This window comes from Variovorax sp. Root473, assembly GCF_001426505.1.
In the GTDB taxonomy this organism is placed as follows: domain Bacteria; phylum Pseudomonadota; class Gammaproteobacteria; order Burkholderiales; family Burkholderiaceae_C; genus Variovorax.
In genome coordinates this window covers 137,229-156,054 of record NZ_LMEV01000002.1, presented here as the reverse complement: position 1 = coordinate 156,054, position 18,826 = coordinate 137,229, and the positions used below count along the sequence as shown (strand labels likewise).

The following is an 18,826-nucleotide window of genomic DNA, read 5'->3' as shown; positions in this document are numbered from 1 at the left end:
CGGGCCTTACTCGGCCTTCACTGCCATCGTCTGGATGATCGTTTCCAGCTGCGCGCTCATCGGCAAATTGAGGCTTTCCCCCGAGGGCAGCTTGCGCATGAACCAGCGCTTGTACTGCCTGTGGATCTCCCCGTCTTCCGCCAGCACCTGGAAGGTATCGATCACCACCTTGTTCAGCTGCGCGTCGCCCTTGCGGTACATGACGGCGTAGGGGTCGTAGGAGAGAAAGTCGCCCACCACCTCGTACTGCGCCTTGGCGGCGTCGCGGGCGATCAGGCCGTAGAGCAGCACGTCGTCGGTGGCGAAGGCGTCGGCCTGGCCCTCCTTCACGAGCGCGAACGATTCGGCATGGTCGCGCGCCACCTTCAGGTCGATGTCGAGCTTGAACTTCTGCGACAGGTCGCGCAGCGTCTTTTCGTTGGTGGTGCCGGCCGTCACGGCCACCTTCTTGCCGGCCAGGTCGCGGAACGACCGGATCGGCGCGCCCTTCTTCACCAGCACCTTGGTGCCCGAGACGAACATCGTCGGCGAGAAGGCCACGCGCTTCTGGCGCTCGAGGTTGCTCGTGGTGGAGCCGCATTCGAGGTCGACCTGGCCGCTGACGACCGCGTCGATGCGCGAGTCGGAGGTGAGCGGCACCCACTGGATCGCGAGGCTCTTGTTGACCGTGTCCTCGATGGCGGTGACGAGCGCGCGGCACAGCTCGATGGAATAGCCGATCGGCTCCTTGCGCGCATTGAGGTACGAGAAAGGCACCGAGGCCTCGCGGTAACCGATGGCGATCGTGCCGCTCGCGCGCACCTTGGCCAGCGTGCCGCTGAGCATGGTGGGCGCCTGCTCCTGGGCCAGCGCTGCCGTGGCCAGCAGCGACAGGACCCAGGCGGCGAGCAGGCGGGCAGGGCGTTGCATGGCCGCGTGCCTCACGCGTGCGCCGGATGGGCGAGGGTGGCCGCAGCTTCCTCGTCGAGCACCTTGGCGTTGGCTTCGGCGTCGCTCTCGGACAGCAATTCGCCCTCCCACTTGGCGACCACGGCCGTGGCGATGGAGTTGCCCACCGCGTTGGTGGCCGAGCGGCCCATGTCCAGGAAGGTGTCGACACCCAGGATCAGCAGCAGGCCGGCCTCGGGGATGTCGAAGTGGTTGAGTGTGGCAGCGATCACCACGAGAGAGGCGCGCGGCACGCCGGCCATGCCCTTGGAGGTGAGCATCAGGATCAGCAGCATGGTGATCTGTGTGCTGATCGGCATGTGGATGTCGTAGGCCTGCGCGATGAACAGCACGGCGAAGGTGCAGTACATCATCGAGCCGTCGAGGTTGAACGAGTAGCCCATCGGCATCACGAAGCTGGAGATCTTGCGCTTCACGCCGAAACGGTCGAGCGCCTGCAGGATCTTCGGGTAGGCGGCTTCGGAACTCGCGGTGGCGAACGACAGCAGGAAGGCCTCCTTGATGAGCACCAGCAGCTTGAACACGCGCGGCCCGAGGAACAGCAGGCCGGCCATGATCAGCACGCCCCACAGCACGAACAGGCCCAGGTAGAAGTCGCGCATAAACACGGCGAACTTGATGAGAATGCCCAGCCCGTTCACGGCCACGGTGGCGGCCATGGCGGCCAGCACCGCCAGCGGTGCGAGCTTCATCACGTAGCCCGTGATCTTGAGCATCGCGTGCGACAGCTCTTCGATGGCGGCCACGAGCGTCTTGGCCTTGTCGCCGAGCGAGGCCAGTGCCACGCCGAAGAACATCGAGAACACCACGATCTGCAGGATTTCGTTGTTGGCCATCGCCTCCACGAACGACTTGGGCACCGTGTGGCTCACGAAGTCCTTGAAGGTGAACTTGTTGGTCGCCAGGTTGGCCGAGGCGCCGATGTCGGGCAGCGGCAGGCCCAGGTTCTCCCCGGGCTTGAGCAGGTTGGCCATGACCAGGCCAATCACCAGCGAGATCAGCGAGGCGGTGAGGAACCAGCCGATGGCCTTGCCGAACACGCGGCCGACCGACTTGGCGTCGCCCATGTGCGCGATGCCCACCACCAGCGTGGAGAACACCAGCGGGCCGATCAGCATCTTGATCAGGCGCAGGAAGACGTCGGAGATGATGGAGACGTAGTCGGCGACCTCCTTGGCGGCCTTCTTGTCAGGAAAGCTCGTGAAGATCATGTAGCCAACGATGATGCCGAGCACCATGGCAATCAGGATCCAGGCGGCCATCGGCAGCTTTTTCTTCATGCGTATCCCCTTGAGTCGTGTGAGAGTGGTTCTTTTCGAGTGCACGGGACCGACCCGCCACAGGGTATCCAAGAAAGGCGCAGCCACGCAATGGCCCGCTGCCAGGATGCGGCGGCTGCCTACAATTCCTCACATGGACATCCGCTCGATCGAGTTTCGAGGCCAGCCGGCGTTGCACGCCGAGGCGGCCGATGGCAGCACCCTGACGGTCGCGCTGCACGGCGCCCAGGTGCTTTCCTGGGCCCCGGCCCGCGGTGGGGAGCGACTGTATCTGAGTCCGAAGGCCGTTTTTGACGGCCAAACAGCCATCCGCGGCGGCATTCCCCTGTGCTGCCCCCAGTTCAACCAGCGCGGCATGCTCCCCAAGCATGGCTTCATGCGCAATCTGCCTTGGATTCGCGAGGAATCGGGCGCGCCCGACACGCTGCGGCTCGTGCTGCGCGACAACGAGGCCACCCGCCGGCTCTGGCCGCATGCCTTCGAGGCGCGGATGGACGCCACGCTCGCGGCCGGCCAGCTGCGCACCGCGCTCACCCTGACCAACACCGGCGACGCGCCCTGGCCGTTCTCGGCCGCGCTACACACCTACTTGCGCGTGGACGACATCGCCACGGCGCGCCTCGAAGGCCTGCAGGGCGCGCCGCGCTGGGACGCCGTGCGCGACGTCCGCCAGACCGAAACGGCCGCCGCGCTGCAGTTCGATGCCGAGTTCGACAGTGTCTACAGCGCCCCGGCGCAGCCGCTGCGGCTGGTGCAGCCCGGCGGCACGCTCGAAATTACCCAGAGCGACACCTGCACCGAAACCGTGGTCTGGAACCCCGGCGCCGCGCTCGGTGCGACACTCGCGGACATGCCCGCAGAGGGCTTTCGCCACATGCTCTGCGTCGAGGCGGCCCGCATCGACGAACCCGTCGTGCTGGGCCCCGGCGCCCAATGGCAGGGCTGGCAACAGCTCCGCGTTCTCTGATTTTCTTCCGGTTCAATTTCCCATGCTTGCCAAACGCATCATTCCCTGTCTCGACGTCACCGGCGGTCGCGTCGTCAAGGGCGTCAACTTCCTCGAGCTGCGCGATGCCGGCGACCCGGTCGAAATCGCCGCGCGCTACAACGCGCAGGGCGCCGATGAGCTCACTTTCCTGGACATCACGGCCACCAGCGACGGCCGCGACCTCATCCTGCCGATCATCGAAGCGGTGGCCTCGCAGGTCTTCATTCCGTTGACCGTGGGCGGCGGCGTGCGCACCGTGGCCGACGTGCGCCGGCTGCTCAACGCGGGCGCCGACAAGACCAGCTTCAACTCCGCCGCCATCGCCGATCCGCAGGTGATCAGCGACGCGGCGCAGAAGTACGGCTCGCAGTGCATCGTGGTCGCCATCGACGCCAAGCGCCGCAGCCCCGAAGACGCCGCCACGCGCGGCGCGGGCTGGGACGTCTACAGCCACGGCGGGCGCAAGAACACCGGTCTCGATGTGGTGCAGTGGGCGACCGAGATGGCGCGCCGCGGCGCGGGCGAGATCCTGCTCACGAGCATGGACCGCGACGGCACCAAAAGCGGCTTCGACCTCGCGCTGACGCGCGCCGTGAGCGACGCCGTCAACGTGCCAGTGATCGCCTCGGGCGGCGTCGGCAATCTCGACGACCTGGCCGACGGCATCCAGAAGGGCGGCGCCGACGCGGTGCTGGCCGCGAGCATCTTCCACTACGGCGAGCACACCGTGGGCGAAGCCAAGGCCCGCATGGCCGAGCGCGGAATTCCCGTGCGCATCGACGCTTGAGACGGGTCCAAAGGGTCTTTCCTATCCTCGACAATATCCCCATGAATTGGCTTGATGAAGTGAAGTGGGACGCGAACGGGTTGGTGCCCGTGATCGCCCAGGAGCAAGGCACGAACGACGTGCTCATGTTCGCGTGGATGAACCGCGAGGCGCTCGAAAAGACCGCCGAGCTGGGCCGTGCGGTGTATTTCAGCCGCTCGCGCAACAAGCTGTGGTTCAAGGGCGAGGAATCGGGCCACGTGCAGACCGTGCATGAGATCCGCCTCGACTGTGACAACGACGTCGTGCTGCTCAAGGTGACCCAGCTCGGCCACGAGCCCGGCATCGCCTGCCACACCGGCCGCCACAGCTGCTTCTTCAGCAAATACGAAAAGGGCCAGTGGACCGTGGTCGAACCGGTCTTGAAAGACCCGGAATCGATCTACAAATGAGCGCCACAGTGAACGACGCCCACAACACCTCCGACGCACTCGCCCGCCTGGCCGCGGTGCTGGAGAGCCGCCTGCCCGCAAACGGCGGCGACCCCGAGAAGAGCTACGTCGCCCGGCTGCTGCACAAGGGCCCCGACGCGTTTCTCAAGAAAATCGGCGAGGAGGCCACCGAGGTCGTGATGGCCGCCAAGGACGCCGACCACGGCGGCGACCGCTCGAAAATAGTGAACGAAGTGGCCGACCTGTGGTTCCACACCATGGTGGCGCTGGCCCACTACGGTTTCTCGCCAGCCGACGTCGTCGCGGAGCTCGAGCGCCGCGAGGGCACCAGCGGCATCGAGGAAAAAGCCCTGCGCAAGGTGCAGGCCCGCGAAGCGTCCAACGACTGAATGATCGATTGAAAGGGCACCGACCATGGCCAATGACATCGTGAACGTGGAACCCGACGACTCCCTCAAGACCTGGGGCTGGGTCAGCTACGTGCTGCACCTGATCGTGGCCATCGGTGCGGTCGTGCCGGGCGCGCAGGCTTCCGTGTTGCTGCTGCTCATCGCGCTGCTGATCGATTTCGTCAAGCGCGACGACGCGGCCGGCACCTGGCAGGCCTCGCACTTCAGCTGGCGCATCCGCTCCGTGCTGTGGGCCGGCCTGCTGTACATCGTCACCTCGTGGCTCTGGCTGCTGCTGTTCGTGCCGGGCTGGATCGCCTGGAGCCTGATTTCGCTGTGGTTCCTCTACCGGATCGTGAAAGGCATGATCCGGATGAACGACGGCCGTCCCATGGAACCCAAAGATGTCATCTGATCCGAACTGCGTCTTCTGCAAAATCATCGAAGGCAAGATTCCCTCGCGCAAGGTCTACGAAGACGACGACCTGTTCGGTTTCCACGACATCTCGCCCTGGGCGCCCGTGCATTTCATGCTGGTGCCCAAGAAGCACATCGCCTCGATGGCGCAGCTCACGCCCGAGGATTCGGCGCTCATGGGCAAGATCATGACGCTGGCCCCCCAGCTGGCGCTGGAGCAGGGCTGCAGGCCCTATCCGGAAGGCGGCTACCGCGTCGTGGTGAACACCGGTGCCGAAGGCGGACAGGAGGTTCACCATCTCCATGTGCACGTCATGGGCGGTCCCCGGCCCTGGCTTCGTGGCTGATCAGGGTTAAGCCAAACTGTCACATTCCCCCCGACTAAAATCGGACACATTCTTAGGAGTTCTCCATGGGTTCTTTTTCCATCTGGCACTGGCTGATCGTGCTGCTCGTCGTGGTCATGATCTTCGGCACCAAGAAGCTGCGGAACATGGGTTCGGATCTCGGTGGCGCCGTCAAGGGTTTCAAGGACGGCATGAAGGACGGCTCGGCCCCCGACGCCTCCGCTGCTGCACCGGCCCCCACGCAGCAAGTGACCGGCCAGCCGGTCAACAGCGACAAGTCGACGATCGACGTCGAAGCGCGCCAGAAGTCCTGAGCACCGCAGGCACACATCCGTGATCGACCTCGGCATTGAGAAGCTGGCGCTCATCGGCGTCGTGGCGCTGATCGTGATCGGGCCGGAGAAGCTGCCGCGCGTGGCACGCACAGTGGGCGCCCTGCTCGGCAAGGCGCAGCGCTACGTGAACGACGTCAAGGCCGAAGTCAACCGTTCCATGGAGCTCGACGAGCTTCGCAAGATGAAGACCACGGTCGAGGACGCGGCGCGCGACGTGGAGCACAGCATCCACACCGGCGCCAGCGAGTTCGAGAAGCAGTTCGCCGGCGAGTCCGGCGACACCTTGTCGGCGCTGGCCGAGCCCGAGCAGGCGGCGCCCGAATACAGGCATCCCCGCAAGAACTGGCGCCTGAAACAGGGCGCCACGCCCAATTGGTACAAGGCGCGCAACGGCGTGCGAACCAAGGCGCTGTCGGGCGCGGCGCGGGTCGCCCGCTTCCGACCCCACAAGATCAACTGACGCCCACACGCACGCCCCGCGGCGTTCCCGGGCGCCCCGTGCGCCTGTGTCTCCCACGCTTTCTCCTTTCCCCATGGCCGATTCCGACAACAAGAACAAAGAAGAAGACGAGCTGGCGGGCACCGAACAGCCGTTCGTGCAGCACCTGGTCGAGCTACGGGACCGGCTGCTGTACTGCGTTTACGGCCTCGTGGTCGCGGGCGTGCTGCTGGCGATCTGGCCTGGCCCGAGCGGGCTCATGGACATCATCGCCATGCCGATCCGCGCGCACATGCCGCCGGACGCCAAGCTGATCGCCATCGGCGTGTTCTCGCCGTTCTTCGTGCCGCTCAAGGTGCTGATGATGGCGGCCGTACTGCTGGCATTGCCTTGGCTCATGTACCAAGCCTGGATGTTCGTCGCGCCGGGCCTGTACAGCCACGAAAAGCGCTTTGCACTGCCGCTGATCTTCTTCGGAAGCATGCTGGCCTACGGCGGCATCGCCTTCGTGCAGTTGTTCGTGCTGGACAAGATGTTCGGCTTCATCCAGAAGTTCACGCCTGCCGCGGTGGCGGCCACGCCCGACATCTCGTCCTACGTCGAGGCCATCCTGTCGCTGTACATCGCCTTCGGCGTGGCCTTCCAGGTGCCGATCGTGGTGATGCTGCTGGTGCGCTTCGAGATGGTCACCATCGAGAAGCTGCGCTCGTTCCGCGGCTACTTCATCGTGATCGCCTTCGTGGTGGCCGCAGTGCTCACGCCGCCCGACGTGGTGTCGCAGCTCGCGCTGGCGGTGCCGATGTGCCTGCTGTACGAAGTGGGCATCATCGGGGCGCGCTACTTCGCGGCAGCAGGCAAGGCGCCCGAGGGCGAGGAAGAGGGCGCGGGTTCGGGGTCTTCGGGCACTTCCTGATTCCGAACCGATCGGTCCCGCGTTGGCGGGATGTCCAAAAGAAAAGCGGCCGGAGAGCCGCTTTTTTGTTGTCTGTCCGGCCCGCGGCCGAAGCCGCTTCCCGCGTTGGGTTGCCCGCTATTCGTTGGGCAACTGCTGCCGGATCGGGCTCTTCGGTCGCAGCCCCGGCGTCACGTCCAGTTCCATCTTGTCGGTGCCGCGCTGCAGCGCGAAGCGAGAGGTGTCGCCCGGCTTCAGACCCGCCACGGCGGTCAGCAGGGCCTGCACGTTGTCGGTCTTCTTCTCGCCCACCGAGGTGATCACGTCGCCCGGGCGGATGCCAGCCTTGGCGGCGGGGCCGTTCTGCAGCACGCCAGTGATGATCACGCCCGCGTCGGCCTTCACGCCGAAGGTCTCGGCCAGTTCCGGCGACAGGTCGCTCGGCTCGACACCGATCCAGCCGCGGCGCACCTGGCCTTCCTTCACGATGCCCTCGAGCACGATCTTGGCCATCGACACCGGGATGGCGAAGCCGATGCCCATGCTGCCGCCCGAGCGCGAATAGATCGCGGTGTTGATGCCCTGCAAGTTGCCGTCGACGTCGATCAGCGCGCCGCCCGAGTTGCCGGGGTTGATGGCCGCGTCGGTCTGGATGAAGTTCTCGAACTGGTTGATGCCCAGCTGGTTGCGGCCCAGCGCCGAGACGATGCCACTGGTCACGGTCTGGCCGACGCCGAAGGGGTTGCCGATGGCCAGCACCTGGTCGCCCACCAGCAGCTGGTCGGAGTTGCCCAGCACGATCACCGGCAGCTTGTCGAGCTCGATCTTGAGCACGGCCAGGTCGGTGTCGGGGTCGGTGCCGATCACCTTGCCGCGCGCATGGCGGCTGTCATTCAGCGTGACTTCGATTTCGTCGGCGCCCTCGACCACGTGGTTGTTGGTGAGGATGTAGCCGTCAGTGCTCACGATGACGCCGCTGCCCAGGCCCACCTGGGGCTGGTCGGCCTGGTCGCCGAAGAAGAAGCGGAACCACGGATCGTTGCTGCGCGGGTGGCGCTGCGCGGCCTTGCTGGTGTTGATGCTCACAACCGCCGGAGATGCCTTCTTGGCCGCCGCGCTCAGGCTGCCCGGCGCAGGCGCGACCGGCGCACCGCTGGGGGCCTCGACGATGGACACCACGCCGCCCAGCGAGGTCGAGCGCTTGTGGATCCATTCAGGCTTGAGCGTCGCGACGACGAAATAGGCCGCCAGCAGGACGGTCACGGCTTGGGCAAAGAGCAGCCAGGTGCGTTTCATGAAAGCTTGGAGGAAGAGCGTTGGTAAAGCGCTGAAAGAGGGCGCCGGTTGCAATTGTCCCTCAACCCGCCGGCGCCATAGACCGCGCGGCCGGGTCGAGATTGGGCAGTCTCTGGCGCGTTAATAGGGGGTAACCCTTAGTATCGACAGCCGATCCGACCCGGATCACCCCCTCAGGCCTCCCGCGCTGCCCACCCGGCAAACGCGGCCAGGCGATTCTTTCGTCGGCGCGCCACGCTCTGTCCCTATCCGGTTCCAAGGCAGGCGAGCGGCCACGATGCCCTTCCTGCCATGACTTCAGAAGCTACCTACGCGGCCGGCGCGAACGCCGCCACGCCCGCTCCGGCGCGCACGCTCGATGCGCGCGACTACAAGACCCTGGCCCTGTCCGCCCTCGGCGGGACGCTCGAGTTCTACGACTTCGTCATCTACGTCTTCTTCGCGACCGTGCTGGGCGCGCTGTTCTTCCCTGCCGACATGCCCGACTGGCTGCGCCAGCTGCAGACCTTCGGCATCTTTGCCGCGGGCTACCTCGCGCGGCCCGTCGGCGGCATCGTCATCGCGCACTTCGGCGACCTGTTGGGGCGCAAGCGCATGTTCACGCTGTCGATCTTCTTGATGGCGGCGCCCACACTCGTGATCGGCCTCTTGCCCACCTACGCGAGCATTGGCGTCGCGGCGCCGCTGCTGCTGCTGGCGATGCGCGTGCTCCAGGGTGCGGCGATCGGCGGCGAGATGCCTGGTGCCTGGGTGTTCGTCGGCGAGCACGTGCCGGCCAAGCGCTACGGCTTCGGCATCGGTACGCTGACCTCGGGCATCACCGGCGGCATCCTGCTGGGCTCGCTGGTGGCCGTGGCCGTCAACCGCCATTACTCGCCTGAGCAGGTGAACGACTTCGCCTGGCGCATCCCTTTCATCCTCGGCGGGGTGTTCGGGCTGTTCTCGGTCTATTTGCGGCGCTTTCTGCACGAGACGCCGGTCTTCAAGGAGCTGGCCGGCCGCAAGACGGTCGCCCGCGAGCTGCCGCTGCGCACCGTGCTGCGCGAGCACCGCCTGGCGAGCGTGTACGTGGGGCTGCAGACCTGGGTGCTGTCGGCCGCCATCGTCGTGGTGGTGCTGTACACGCCCACCTACCTGCAGAAGGTGCACCACATTCCGGCCGCGCTGGCGCTCGAAGCCAACGCACTCGCCACATTGACCCTGACCGTCGGCTGTGTGATCGTCGGCTGGGCCAGCGACCGCATCGGCACGCGCGCGGTGATGCTGGTCGGCTGGGGTGGCCTCTTTGTCACCGCCTATTTGTTCTACACCGGGCTGCCGGGCACGCCGGCCACGCTGTTCTGGCACTACGGGCTGGTCGGCCTGTTCGTGGGCACCATCGCCACCGTGCCGATCGCGGGCGTGCGGGCGTTCCCGGCGCCGGTGCGCTTCACGGGGCTTTCGTTTGCCTACAACATGTCCTATGCCGTCTTCGGTGGCCTGACCCCGGTGATCCTCACGCTCTGGCTGCAACGCGATCCCATGGCGCCGGCGCACTACGTCGCCGCGTTGGCGGCGTTGGGCTTCCTGCTGGCCCTGTGGCCCCTGGCCATGCGCGGCCACCCGATGCGCGTTGGCACGCCGGCCGCGGGGAGCGCGACAATGTCGCGATGAGCACCACACGCCACGAACTGCTTCACGCATTCGACCTGCTGCTGGCCCCCGGGCGCTTCAAGGATTACGGACCCAACGGCCTGCAGGTCGAAGGGCGCACCGTGGTCCGCAAGATCGTCTCGGGCGTGACCGCCAGCCGCGCGCTGATCGAGGCCGCGATCCACGCCGAGGCCGATGCCATCTTCGTCCACCATGGCCTGTTCTGGCGCGGCCAGGACGGCTGCGTCACTGGCTGGATGAAGCAGCGCCTGGGCCTGCTGCTGGGCGACGACGTGAACCTCTTTGCCTACCACCTGCCGCTCGATGCGCACCCCGAGCTGGGCAACAACGCGCAGCTCGGCCTGCAGCTGGGGCTCGTGGCGCATCCGGGGTCGGCAGGCCGCTTTGGCGAGCAAGAGTTGGGCTTTCTGGGCGCGCGCGAGAACGGCGAGAACTTCGCCAGCGCGAAGGCCCTGGCGACCCATGTCGAGAAGGTGCTGAAACGGTCCGTCACGCTGGTCGACACGGCCCATCGTCCGATCAAGAACATTGCGTGGTGCACGGGCGGCGCCCAGGGTTATTTCGAGGCCGCCATTGCGGCCGGCGCCGATGCCTTCATTACCGGCGAGATCTCCGAGCCGCAGGCGCACTACGCCCGCGAGCTGGGCGTGGCCTTCCTGGCCTGTGGCCACCACGCCACCGAGCGCTACGGCGCGCAGGCCGTGGCGGCCCATGTGGCGGCGCAGCTCGGGCTGAAGCACGAATTCATCGACATCGACAACCCGGCATGAAGGCGCCGATCGCGATCACGCTCGGCGACCCCGCGGGCATCGGCCCCGAGATCATTGCCAAGGCTTTCCGCGACGCGCCTGACGCTGTGCGCGGCGCGTTCGTGGCCGGCGACGTTGGCACGCTGCGCAGCGCCTCTCAGGCGCTTGCCGCGCTGGGACGTCTGGCCTGGCCTGTCGTGGAGATCGCCAACGCGGCCGAAGCAGCCACCGTGCCGCCGGGGTGCATTCCGGTGCTGCAGGTGATTGCGCCGCCGAAGGGCATCGAACAAGGGCGCATCAGCGCCGAGGCCGGTCGCGCCGCCGGTGAGTGCGTGGTGTGGGCTGCGCGTGCCGCGTTGCGCGGCGAAATCTCGGCCCTCGTCACCGCGCCGCTGCACAAGGAAGCGCTGGCCGCGGCCGGCTTTCCTTACCCGGGCCACACCGAATTGCTGCAGGCGGAGGCTGCCGCCCACCTGGGCCGCACTGTGGCCGACGTGCCCGTGCGCATGATGCTGGCCAACGACGAGCTGCGCACCGTGCTCGTGAGCATCCATATGTCGCTGCGCGACGCCATCGAGGCCGTGCGTTTCGACGGCGTGCTGGACACGCTGCGCATCACCCATCGCGCACTGACCCACGCGCTCGGACGCATGCCATGCATCGGTGTGGCCGGCCTCAACCCGCATGCGGGCGAGGGCGGACTGTTCGGTTCGGAAGAGCGCACCATCATCGCGCCGGCCATCGAGGCCGCGCGCGCCGAAGGCATCGATGCTCACGGCCCGCATGCGCCCGACACCGTCTTCATGCGCGCGCGCGCCAAGGCTGGCGTGCCGTCCAGCGGCGAGTTCGACGTGGTGATCGCGATGTACCACGACCAGGGCCTGATCCCGGTCAAGTACCTCGGGGTGGAGAAGGGCGTGAACGTGACCCTCGGGCTGCCGCTGGTGCGGACCAGCCCGGATCACGGCACCGCATTCGACATCGCGGGCCAGGGTGTGGCCGACGCTTCGAGCCTCGTCGAAGCGCTGCGCATGGCGCGAACGCTGGCCGGCGCCTGAGCGCGCGGCCAGAAAGGCTCAGGAGCGCTTCAGGCTGTCGCGGATCTCGCGCAGCAGCGTGATGTCTTCAGGCGTGGCGGCCGGTGCGGCGGGCGCGGCCTCTTCGGTCTTGCGCAGCTTGTTGATCTGCTTGACCATGATGAAGATGATGAAGGCAAGGATCACGAAGTTGACGGCAATCGTGATGAAGTTGCCGTACGCCAGCACCGGAACGCCGGCTTTCTTCAGTTCCGCGAGCGTATTTGTCACGCCCGGTGGGACCGTGCCCAGGATCACGTAGAGGTTCGAGAAGTCGAGCTTGCCAAACACCATGCCCACGAGCGGCATGATGATGTCGGCCACGAGCGAGTCGACGATCTTGCCGAACGCCGCCCCGATGATCACGCCGACGGCGAGGTCGACGACGTTGCCTTTGACGGCAAACTCCTTGAATTCGCTGAGGATGCTCATGATCGGTAAGGGTGCTGAAGACCTGCTGTTGAAAGGGTTGCCAGTATGCCTGCGGATGCAGTGCGCCAAGGCTGGCGGGCACGGCGGGTGATGCTGGGCCGCAACTCAGGGATGGCCGCCAGTGGAGCCTGTCTGGACCGGATGGTGGGTACCCAATCTCCGTAGTCACCTGTAGCTAGCTGCGTTTTGGAACGTCTTGTTTCCAATTTCGACGCCTGGGTAAAACCAGCCGGACGCGCCGCATTTTTCGCTTGGGAAGAAGGCCCGGACGCACTGAACAGTCGATCTGGAAGCACCCTGGTGGCCGGCGGAGGGCCCATTGACAGGGCACCGCACTGGTACGATGAGAGGGGAGCAGTGGGGAGCGGCCGCGCGCAGTCGACCTTAGAACATTTGTTTGTCAGAGCGCATTCGTCTCGGGGGCGCCAGGTTCTTGCGTGACTTCGCGATGAATTCTGCACCTCAGTTGCCTGAATTTTCCGGTTCAGCGCGACTATGGCTGTTCAAATTTTTACATAAATGGTGCCGCGTAGTGGTGGCGATCACAAGTGTTTGAAAAAGAAGCGCGATACAACAGACCAGATGTGCGAGCCTCGCATGCCTCCGGGAATTGTTCTTTCGCCGCTTCTTTGTTGATACGACTGACTGACTTTCAAGGGACCTGAATTGAGAAGAAATGCGAAAGCCCTCGCGTGGGTAGCGCTTGCCGGCGCGGTGTTGCTCCAGGGCTGTGCCGTGGTGCCAGGCATGGGCTCGGTTGAACCGTACGAAGCAGGCGGCGAGTTGCCGTCCCAGTTCCGCTACCTTCCCGACGAAGCGCCCGAAGGCGAAATCACCCCCATTTCGTTGGCGCTGGTGCGCACCCTGGCGGAGGTGTCGCCCAAGGACGTGCCGCCTGAGGTGCAGGCTCTGTTTGGCAAGGGCGCTCGCTACACCATCGGATCGGGCGACGTCGTGGGCGTCATCGTGTATGACCACCCCGAATTGCTGCCCAACGCGGGTGCCGTGATTTCGCAGTCGGCCGACCCGACCGGCGTGCAGGTGGCACCGGGCTTCATCGTCGATGCCGACGGTGAGATTGCCTTTCCTTACATCGGACGCGTACGAGTGGCAGGGCTAAGCGAAGGTGATGCGTCCGACCTGATCGGCAAACTACTGCGGCCGCACGTTCGCGATCCGCAAGTGACGGTGCGTATTCAGTCCTTCCGAAGCCGTCGCGCTTATGTGGAAGGCGAGGTGCGTGTTCCGGGGTCGCAGATCTTCACGGACGTGCCCATGACGCTGAACGAAGCGATCAACCGGGCCGGCGGTATGACGGCCAATGCCAATCGCTCGGCCGTCACGCTCATTCGCGATGGCCGCTCAGTTCCGATCGATATGACCCGGCTGCGTGAGGCTGGCTATGACGGAAACAACATTCCGTTGAAGAACGGCGACACCGTCCGTGTGGCGCACCGGGAAGACTCCAAGGTCTTCGTCATGGGTGAAATCATGGCGCCCGTTGCTCTGTCCATGCGCAGCAACGGCCGTTTGAGTTTGAGCGAGGCCTTGGGCGAGGCGGGCGGCCCGATGACGACCACCTCCAATGCGGGCCAGATTTACGTGATTCGTCAAGGCGCCACGGGCGCACCGGCCATCTTTCATCTGAACGCCAAGAATCCGGCGACCTTGGCGTTGGCAAGCCAGTTCCGGTTGCAGTCACACGACGTTGTGTACGTTGACCCGGTGCCGTTGGTCAAGTGGAACCGTGTGGTCAGCTTGATCTTGCCGTCGGCGCAGGTGGTCAATAACGCCAGTGAGGTCTACGTCAGGCACCGCTGATTCTTTCAAGAACTGACGACGGTCAGACCTTTGCTTCCCTGACACAACACGGCGCACCTCGCGCTCTTACGCTATGCATGCCCAAAAGATTCTGCTCGTGTTCGGCACGCGACCTGAAGCCATAAAGATGGCGCCGTTGGTTACGTACCTTCAGGCTCATCCCGCGTTTGATGCCAAGGTGTGCGTCACTGCGCAGCATCGTCAAATGCTGGATCAGGTGCTCAAGTTGTTTGAAATTACGCCGGATTTCGATCTCAACCTTATGAAGCCCGGTCAAGACCTGACCGACATTACAGGCGGCGTGTTGCGTGGCTTGAAAGATGTATTACGCGATTCGCAGCCGGACGTGATGCTGGTGCATGGCGATACTTCCACCACCTTTGCTGCATCGCTGGCAGCCTTTTACCAGCGCGTCAGTGTAGGGCACGTAGAGGCCGGTCTGCGCACCGGTAACCTCTATTCGCCATGGCCAGAAGAGGCCAACCGCAAGCTGACAAGCGTGCTGGCACGCTGGCACTTTGCGCCAACCCAAACTTCGCGCGACAACCTCTTGGCGGAAGGCGTGGCGCCTGCTCATGTGTATGTGACTGGAAATACCGTCATAGATGCACTCTTGCAAGTCCGCGAAAAAATCAGGGGCGATGTCTCGCTGCAAAACGAGTTTAGGCAGTCCTTTGATTTCATCAACCCCTCAAAGCGCGTTGTGCTTGTCACTGGTCATCGGAGGGAAAATTTCGGTGGAGGCTTTGAGCGCATCTGTGAAGCACTGGCACGCATCGCTCAAGATCATCAAGACGTCGAGGTGATCTATCCAGTCCACCTCAATCCGCAAGTGCAGGAGCCCGTGAACCGCTTGCTCGCCAAGATAAGCAACGTACACCTGATTGAGCCTCTGGACTACCTCCCCTTCGTTTATCTGATGGACCGCGCTACTCTTATCCTGACAGATTCGGGCGGCATTCAAGAAGAGGCGCCGTCGCTTGGAAAACCCGTTCTTGTGATGCGTGACACAACCGAACGTCCCGAAGCCGTAGCTGCTGGGACCGTCAAGCTTGTAGGAACGGATGTAGACCGCATAGTTAAGCAGGCCCATATCCTTTTGACCGATTCGAAGGCTTACGAAGCCATGGCTTTTGCCCACAACCCTTATGGCGATGGCCAAGCCTGCCAGCGTATCGCGCAGGCCTTGCTCGTCGCTTGACCCGTATTCATTCCTCTTTCAGCGCATGAACTTCAAAACCGTTTCCGTTATTGGCCTTGGCTACATTGGGCTGCCTACTGCCGCAGTGTTCGCCTCACGCAAGCTCAATGTTGTGGGCGTGGATGTCAATCAAAAGGCTGTGGACACCATCAACCAAGGAAAAATTCACATCGTCGAGCCCGATCTCGACATGGTTGTGCATGCTGCGGTGACAGAAGGATACCTGCATGCAACAACTAAACCCGAGCCTGCGGATGCTTTCCTGATTGCCGTGCCCACGCCTTTCAAAGACGACCATCAACCTGATTTGAGCTATATCGAGTCGGCCAGTAAATCGATTGCACCTGTTTTGAGGAAGGGAAACCTGGTGATCTTGGAGTCCACCTCGCCTGTGGGCGCCACGGAGCAAATGGCAACTTGGTTGGCCGAGGCTAGGCCGGACCTAAGTTTTCCGCAGACTCACGGCGAAGAGTCGGACATTCGCGTCGCTCATTGCCCAGAGCGAGTGCTGCCTGGGCATGTGCTGCGCGAGTTGGTACAAAACGATCGTGTCATAGGGGGCATGACCTCTTTGTGTTCCGCAACTGCGGCTGCACTTTACAAGATCTTCGTGCAAGGCGAGTGCGTCATCACTAATGCGCGCACCGCCGAGATGTGCAAATTAACGGAGAACAGCTTCCGTGACGTGAACATTGCATTTGCCAACGAGTTATCGATTATTTGCGAAAAGCAGGGCATCAATGTCTGGGAATTGATCAAGCTGGCAAACCGCCATCCGCGCGTGAATATCTTGCAGCCTGGCCCAGGGGTTGGTGGTCATTGCATTGCAGTGGATCCCTGGTTCATTGTTAGCGCCGCGCCGGAAGAAGCCCGCCTGATTCGTGCCGCACGTGAGGTGAATGATGGTAAGCCCGAGTGGGTAATTGCGAAAGTCAAGGCGGCCGTGGCCGAACACCTCCGAACCAATCCGACGAAGACCGCCAAGGACGTAATTATTGCGTGCTTTGGACTGGCGTTTAAGCCGGATATCGATGATCTACGCGAAAGTCCTGCCGTCGAAATTGCTGAAAAGCTTGGTCAATTTTACCCTGGAAATTTGTTAGTCGTTGAGCCTCACATCGATATTATTTCTGATTCACTGCAAGATTGCGCTCATTTGGTAAGTGCCGATGAGGCTTGTGCTCGCGCACATATTTCAGTGTTTTTGGTTGGACACAAGGCCTTCAAAGATCATCCCAATGACGGGTGGAAGGGAATGCTTGTGGTCGATGCTTGTGGGCTGGGAATTTCTGGCGCTCGATGAATATGAAGCTGGGTTATATCTGCACCAACTTTAACAACAGTCATTTCACCGTCGAGGCGGTGCGATCACTTTCGAAAAGTGCGGGCACCAAATATGAGATTCGCGTAGTCGTTGTTGATAATCAGTCATCAAAAAAACACCTATCCACATTGCGAGAGCTTGCGGATGAATTTAAAAATGTTGATGTCATTTTCAATGAGGAAAATGTTGGCTATTTCCCTGGATTAAACTGCGGAATCCGGCATATTCGAAAGAATTATCCTGATATCCAGCATTTGGTGGTTGGAAATAATGACTTGCTTTTTCCGGAGAATTTTTGCGTTGCAGTTGAGCGCCGACTTGAAGTTTTTAACGATCAGCCTGTTGTCTCGCCAGATGTCGTCACGCTCGATGGTAAGCATCAGAACCCTCAAGTCATTAGATCCATTAGTAAGACTCGGGAAATTATCTACGATCTTTATTATTCGAATTATTTTATTGCGCAATTAATTCTTTGGGTCGCGCGCATCTCTCAATCTGTGACAGATCGTCGAGATGAACTTCAGCACCATGCGGCACGGCCTATATATCAAGGCCATGGCTCCTGTTATTTGATTGGGCCAAAGTTTTTTCAATATTATGATGAGCTCTGGGCGCCTAGTTTTTTAATGGGCGAGGAGTATTTCTTGAGTAAGCAGTTGGCCGACAACGGCATGCAACCATATTTCGATCCCGAGATAAAAGTTACTCATTGCTGCCACGGAAGTTTGATTGCCGTACCAAATCGTAAGTTGTGGCAATTCGGCCGAAAAGCACATAAAATTCGTCGTCAATACATCAAAATATTTGGATGATTATATTTTGAAATCGTGAATTTCGAAAATGTGATCCCCATTTAATTGTTAAAAGATAGAGCTTCATACTTAAACGCGATCGTCAATCATGCGCGCAAAAAAACCAATCTACGTCACTCAGCCATATTTGCCGCCACTTGCCGAGTACATGGGATATCTCGAGCAAATCTGGAGCAGCAAAGTGCTAACCAATGGGGGGCCACTACATCAGCAGCTCGAGGATGCGCTTTGCGAGTATTTGGGGGTAGATCACATTGCGCTCTTCACTAACGCCACTATTGGTTTAGTAACAGCATTGCAGTCCTTGCGTGTGACTGGTGAGGTGATCACAACGCCCTATTCATTTGTCGCGACCGCGCACTCCCTGCTGTGGAACGGTATACGTCCGGTCTTTGTCGACATTGATCCTGTAACCATGAACATGGACCCGGCACGCATTGAGGCGGCAATTACGCCTCAAACTACCGCCATCATGCCCGTGCACTGCTACGGGCAGCCCTGCGACGTGGAAGCGATACAGCGCATCGCGGACATCTACAACCTCAAGGTAATCTACGACGCTGCACACGCGTTCGGCGTCGAGTTGAACGAATCGAGTGTACTGAAGTACGGCGACTTGTCTGTACTCAGCTTTCACGCGACAAAGGTCTTTAACACGTTTGAGGGGGGGGCCATAGTGTGCCCTGATGCAAAGACCAAGCTTCGGATCGACCAGTTAAAAAACTTCGGCTTCGTGGACGAAACCACGGTAGTTGCGCCAGGTATCAACGGCAAAATGAGTGAAGTGAATGCTGCGATGGGTTTGCTTCAACTCAAGTACATCGACGGTGCAATGCAACGACGATGCGAGATTGATGCAACCTACCGAGCTCATTTGCAGAGCGTTCCAGGCATCCGCTGCGTGGCGAGAAGCGGCGCATCCAAAGATAACTTTGCCTACTTTCCGATTCTGGTGGATGCTGAATACTCATCAAGCCGGGATGATCTTTACGAAAAGCTGAAAGCACGAGGCATCTACGCCCGCCGCTATTTCTATCCTCTGATTTGCAATTTCCCGATGTATCGCGGACTCCCGTCTGCACATCGAGAGAATCTTCCCGTCGCGAATCAAATGGCCCAGCAGGTTCTGTGTCTTCCCATATACCCCTCCCTGCAGCCGGACGAGCAGCAGGACATCATCGATGTAATCAAGGAGCAGTGATTTTGGCC

21 protein-coding genes are annotated in these 18,826 nt (G+C 62.1%); 17 read left to right on the top strand and 4 right to left on the bottom strand.

All coding sequences use genetic code 11. From position 1 onward, the window contains the following. Positions 1 to 6: 6 nt before the first annotated feature. Positions 7 to 909 carry an amino acid ABC transporter substrate-binding protein gene (locus ASD34_RS03450; RefSeq protein WP_056572738.1) on the bottom strand — a complete coding sequence of 301 codons (903 nt, stop codon included), beginning with the start codon at positions 907 to 909 and terminating at the stop codon, positions 7 to 9. Positions 910 to 920: 11 nt separating this feature from the next. Next, on the bottom strand, positions 921 to 2,228 hold the full coding sequence (locus ASD34_RS03445) for a dicarboxylate/amino acid:cation symporter (protein ID WP_056572736.1): 1,308 nt from the start codon (positions 2,226 to 2,228) through the stop codon (positions 921 to 923). 133 nt (positions 2,229 to 2,361) lie between these two features. On the opposite strand from ASD34_RS03445, the gene ASD34_RS03440 reads away from it, so the two are divergent. The 9 genes from ASD34_RS03440 to tatC all read left to right on the top strand — a co-directional run bounded on the left by ASD34_RS03440 (position 2,362) and on the right by tatC (position 7,274). After that, positions 2,362 to 3,195 carry a D-hexose-6-phosphate mutarotase gene (locus ASD34_RS03440; protein ID WP_056572733.1) on the top strand — a complete coding sequence of 278 codons (834 nt, stop codon included), beginning with the start codon at positions 2,362 to 2,364 and terminating at the stop codon, positions 3,193 to 3,195. Between the two features lie 22 nt (positions 3,196 to 3,217). After that, a complete protein-coding gene (hisF, locus tag ASD34_RS03435; protein WP_056572731.1) occupies positions 3,218 to 4,003 on the top strand; it encodes an imidazole glycerol phosphate synthase subunit HisF in 786 nt (261 codons plus the stop codon). A gap of 41 nt (positions 4,004 to 4,044) precedes the next feature. Next, positions 4,045 to 4,434 (top strand): phosphoribosyl-AMP cyclohydrolase, encoded by a 390-nt coding sequence (hisI, locus tag ASD34_RS03430; RefSeq protein ID WP_056572729.1) that lies wholly within the window; start codon positions 4,045 to 4,047, stop codon positions 4,432 to 4,434. After that, positions 4,431 to 4,823 (top strand): phosphoribosyl-ATP diphosphatase, encoded by a 393-nt coding sequence (locus tag ASD34_RS03425; RefSeq protein ID WP_056572728.1) that lies wholly within the window; start codon positions 4,431 to 4,433, stop codon positions 4,821 to 4,823. Before hisI ends, ASD34_RS03425 begins: the two co-directional genes overlap by 4 nt. A 25-nt stretch (positions 4,824 to 4,848) precedes the next feature. Continuing rightward, the gene (locus ASD34_RS03420) at positions 4,849 to 5,238 is read left to right on the top strand and encodes a DUF4870 family protein (RefSeq protein ID WP_056572726.1); all 390 of its coding nucleotides are present in this window, start codon (positions 4,849 to 4,851) and stop codon (positions 5,236 to 5,238) included. Next, the gene (locus ASD34_RS03415; RefSeq protein ID WP_056572723.1) at positions 5,228 to 5,587 is read left to right on the top strand and encodes a histidine triad nucleotide-binding protein; all 360 of its coding nucleotides are present in this window, start codon (positions 5,228 to 5,230) and stop codon (positions 5,585 to 5,587) included. Before ASD34_RS03420 ends, ASD34_RS03415 begins: the two co-directional genes overlap by 11 nt. Positions 5,588 to 5,652: 65 nt before the next feature. After that, positions 5,653 to 5,901, top strand: coding sequence for a Sec-independent protein translocase subunit TatA (tatA, locus tag ASD34_RS03410; protein WP_056572721.1), 249 nt, complete (start codon positions 5,653 to 5,655; stop codon positions 5,899 to 5,901). 19 nt (positions 5,902 to 5,920) lie between these two features. Beyond that, positions 5,921 to 6,382, top strand: coding sequence for a Sec-independent protein translocase protein TatB (tatB, locus tag ASD34_RS03405; RefSeq protein WP_056572718.1), 462 nt, complete (start codon positions 5,921 to 5,923; stop codon positions 6,380 to 6,382). 73 nt (positions 6,383 to 6,455) lie between these two features. After that, on the top strand, positions 6,456 to 7,274 hold the full coding sequence (gene tatC, locus ASD34_RS03400; protein ID WP_056572716.1) for a twin-arginine translocase subunit TatC: 819 nt from the start codon (positions 6,456 to 6,458) through the stop codon (positions 7,272 to 7,274). Positions 7,275 to 7,391: 117 nt separating this feature from the next. On the opposite strand, the gene ASD34_RS03395 is transcribed toward tatC, so the two are convergent. Beyond that, complete coding sequence (locus ASD34_RS03395) at positions 7,392 to 8,549, bottom strand: S1C family serine protease (RefSeq protein ID WP_056572714.1); 1,158 nt, start codon at positions 8,547 to 8,549, stop codon at positions 7,392 to 7,394. Between the two features lie 291 nt (positions 8,550 to 8,840). Between ASD34_RS03395 and ASD34_RS03390 the strand changes: the two genes are divergently transcribed. From ASD34_RS03390 to pdxA, 3 genes are read left to right on the top strand one after another with little or no spacing between them, the layout of a single operon-like run. After that, positions 8,841 to 10,202, top strand: coding sequence for an MFS transporter (locus tag ASD34_RS03390; protein ID WP_056572712.1), 1,362 nt, complete (start codon positions 8,841 to 8,843; stop codon positions 10,200 to 10,202). Further along, complete coding sequence (locus ASD34_RS03385; protein WP_056572711.1) at positions 10,199 to 10,972, top strand: Nif3-like dinuclear metal center hexameric protein; 774 nt, start codon at positions 10,199 to 10,201, stop codon at positions 10,970 to 10,972. Before ASD34_RS03390 ends, ASD34_RS03385 begins: the two co-directional genes overlap by 4 nt. Then, complete coding sequence (gene pdxA / locus ASD34_RS03380; protein ID WP_056572709.1) at positions 10,969 to 12,009, top strand: 4-hydroxythreonine-4-phosphate dehydrogenase PdxA; 1,041 nt, start codon at positions 10,969 to 10,971, stop codon at positions 12,007 to 12,009. The genes ASD34_RS03385 and pdxA overlap by 4 nt, the downstream gene beginning before the upstream one ends. Positions 12,010 to 12,027: 18 nt before the next feature. Here the strand turns inward: pdxA and mscL are convergent, their stop codons facing one another. Then, a complete protein-coding gene (mscL, locus tag ASD34_RS03375; RefSeq protein WP_056572707.1) occupies positions 12,028 to 12,459 on the bottom strand; it encodes a large conductance mechanosensitive channel protein MscL in 432 nt (143 codons plus the stop codon). A gap of 747 nt (positions 12,460 to 13,206) precedes the next feature. Here mscL and ASD34_RS03370 point away from each other — a divergent pair. The 5 genes from ASD34_RS03370 to ASD34_RS03360 all read left to right on the top strand — a co-directional run bounded on the left by ASD34_RS03370 (position 13,207) and on the right by ASD34_RS03360 (position 18,818). Then, positions 13,207 to 14,280, top strand: a complete 1,074-nt coding sequence (locus ASD34_RS03370) for a polysaccharide biosynthesis/export family protein (protein WP_082548500.1) — start codon at positions 13,207 to 13,209, stop codon at positions 14,278 to 14,280. A gap of 73 nt (positions 14,281 to 14,353) precedes the next feature. Further along, positions 14,354 to 15,481, top strand: coding sequence for a non-hydrolyzing UDP-N-acetylglucosamine 2-epimerase (gene wecB / locus ASD34_RS26970; protein WP_082548490.1), 1,128 nt, complete (start codon positions 14,354 to 14,356; stop codon positions 15,479 to 15,481). Positions 15,482 to 15,506: 25 nt separating this feature from the next. Then, the gene (gene wecC / locus ASD34_RS26965; RefSeq protein ID WP_082548489.1) at positions 15,507 to 16,784 is read left to right on the top strand and encodes a UDP-N-acetyl-D-mannosamine dehydrogenase; all 1,278 of its coding nucleotides are present in this window, start codon (positions 15,507 to 15,509) and stop codon (positions 16,782 to 16,784) included. Continuing rightward, a complete protein-coding gene (locus tag ASD34_RS26960) occupies positions 16,781 to 17,617 on the top strand; it encodes a glycosyltransferase (RefSeq protein WP_200937511.1) in 837 nt (278 codons plus the stop codon). Before wecC ends, ASD34_RS26960 begins: the two co-directional genes overlap by 4 nt. A gap of 88 nt (positions 17,618 to 17,705) precedes the next feature. Then, complete coding sequence (locus ASD34_RS03360; RefSeq protein WP_056572701.1) at positions 17,706 to 18,818, top strand: DegT/DnrJ/EryC1/StrS family aminotransferase; 1,113 nt, start codon at positions 17,706 to 17,708, stop codon at positions 18,816 to 18,818. Positions 18,819 to 18,826 lie beyond the last annotated feature (8 nt).